At 73.2% G+C, this 2,237-nt stretch carries 2 protein-coding genes and 1 pseudogene; all 3 read left to right on the top strand.

Annotation, left to right across the window (positions count from 1 at the left end):
• Positions 1 to 603, top strand: a 603-nt coding sequence (locus GTW67_RS16110) for a transketolase-like TK C-terminal-containing protein (protein ID WP_272920501.1), incomplete at its 5' end; no start/stop codon positions are given.
• Between the two features lie 43 nt (positions 604 to 646).
• Positions 647 to 1,816 carry a transaldolase gene (gene tal / locus GTW67_RS16105; protein WP_161165512.1) on the top strand — a complete coding sequence of 390 codons (1,170 nt, stop codon included), beginning with the start codon at positions 647 to 649 and terminating at the stop codon, positions 1,814 to 1,816.
• Positions 1,813 to 2,237 (top strand): annotated as a pseudogene (locus tag GTW67_RS16100) (glucose-6-phosphate dehydrogenase); the annotation flags it as partial. The gene tal and the pseudogene GTW67_RS16100, both read left to right, overlap by 4 nt.

Here is a 2,237-nt window from a genome sequence, read left to right as displayed (position 1 = left end):
GACGGCCCGACCCACCAGCCGGTCGAGCACCTGGCCGCGCTGCGCGCCATCCCCGGTCTCAACGTCGTGCGCCCCGCCGACGCCAACGAGACCGCGGTCGCCTGGGCCGAGATCCTCCGGCGCCACTCCACCGCCCCCGCCCCGCACGGCCTCGCGCTGAGCCGTCAGGGCCTGCCGGTGTACGAGCCGAACCCGGACGCCGCCCGCGGCGGCTACGTCCTCGCGGAGGCCTCCACCGGCACCCCGGACGTGATCCTGATCGCCACCGGCTCCGAGGTGCGGCTCGCCGTGGCCGCCCGGGAGGCGCTGGAGGCGGAGGGCACGCCCGCGCGGGTGGTGTCGATGCCGTCCGTGGAGTGGTTCGAGGAGCAGCCGCGTGCGTACCGCGACAGCGTGCTGCCGCCGGCCGTGCGGGCCCGGGTGGCCGTCGAGGCCGGGATCGGCCTGACCTGGTACCGCTTCGTCGGCGACGCGGGCCGCATCGTCTCCCTGGAGCACTTCGGCGCCTCCGCCGACGCCGAGACCCTGTTCACCGAGTTCGGCTTCACCGCCGAGCACGTCACCGCCGCCGCCCGGGAGTCCCTGGCCGCCGTCCGCGGCTGAGCCGACCGGAACCGCAACGCCGGAAGAACCGCAGAAAGAGAAGATGATCACTGTGACCGAAGCAACCGCGACCGCGGGAGCACTGCGACGCCTGTCCGAGGCGGGCGTCTCCGTCTGGCTGGACGACCTGTCGCGGCGGCGGATCGAGTCCGGCAACCTCGCCGAGCTGATCGCCACGAAGCACGTCGTCGGCGTCACCACCAACCCGTCGATCTTCCAGGCCGCCATCGGCTCCGGTCAGGGCTACGAGGAGCAGCTCGCCGACCTCGCGACCCGGGGCGTCGCCGTCGACGAGGCCGTCCGCATGATGACCACGGCCGACGTCCGCGCCGCCGCCGACGTGCTGCGCGGGGTGTACGACGCCACCGGCGGCCGGGACGGCCGGGTCTCCATCGAGGTCGACCCGCGCCTGGCCCACGACACGACGGCCACGATCGCCGAGGCCCGGCAGCTTGCCTGGCTGGTCGACCGCCCCAACGTGATGATCAAGATCCCGGCGACGAAGGCCGGCCTCCCGGCGATCACCGAGGTCGTCGGCGCGGGCATCAGCGTCAACGTCACGCTGATCTTCTCGCTGGAGCGCTACCGCGAGGTCATGGACGCCTACCTCGCCGGTCTGGAGAAGGCGCGGGCGGCCGGCATCGACCTGTCGGGCATCCACTCCGTGGCCTCCTTCTTCGTCTCCCGCGTGGACGGCGAGATCGACAAGCGGCTGACGCTGCTGGGCACGGACGAGGCCCTCGCCCTCAAGGGCAGGGCGGCGCTCGCCAACGCGCGACTGGCCTACGAGGCGTACGAGGACGTGTTCGGCTCCGCCGACGGTGCGACACGGCCGGGCGACCGCTTCACGGCCCTCGCCGGCGCCCGCGCCAACGCCCAGCGCCCTTTGTGGGCGTCCACCGGGGTGAAGGACCCCGCATATCGGGACACCCTGTACGTGGAGGAGCTGGTCGCTCCCGGCACCGTGAACACGATGCCGGAGGCCACCCTGGACGCCGCCGCCGATCACGGTGACGTCCGGGGCGACACGGTCACCGGTGGTTACGCCCAGGCCCGGGCCGACCTCGCGGCCGTGGAGCGGCTCGGCATCTCGTACGACGAGGTGGTGGAGCAGCTGGAGCAGGAGGGCGTCGCCAAGTTCGAGGCGGCCTGGCAGGACCTGCTCGACGCCGTGACGAAGTCCCTCAACAGCAAGGGAGTTGACGGGGAATGAGCGAGGAGCTTCCCGCTACGACGGTCCACGAGACCAAGGCGACGAAGGAAGCCAAGGAGGCGAAGGCGTCCCGGGAGGCCGCCGGACCGCTGACGGCCGAGGAGACCGACGGGTCCCAGGCGCCAGGGGCGCCGAAGGCCGCCGCGGCGGGCAAGTCCGCCCGGCCCGCGAAGAAGTCCAGGGCGTCGGGCGCCGCCGCGAAGGCGAAGAACGGGAAGGCCGGCGAGGACACCGTGGAGCCCGTGCCGCCGCTCGACTGGAGCAATCCCCTGCGCGATCCGCAGGACCGCCGCCTGCCGCGCATCGCGGGCCCCTCCGGCCTGGTCATCTTCGGCGTCACCGGCGACCTGTCCCGCAAGAAGCTGATGCCGGCCGTGTACGACCTCGCCAACCGGGGTCTGCTGCCGCCGGGCTTCTCGCT

It is taken from the genome of Streptomyces sp. SID5910, assembly GCF_009862125.1.
Taxonomy (GTDB): Bacteria; Actinomycetota; Actinomycetes; order Streptomycetales; family Streptomycetaceae; genus Streptomyces.
Note: the sequence above shows the minus strand (reverse complement) of the source record. Positions and strands in the feature narration are given on the sequence as shown.

Coding starts and splice junctions, on each gene's coding strand:
- tal (WP_161165512.1), top strand. CDS start 647: ATGATCACTGTGACCGAAGCAACCGCGACCGCGGGAGCACTGCGACGC.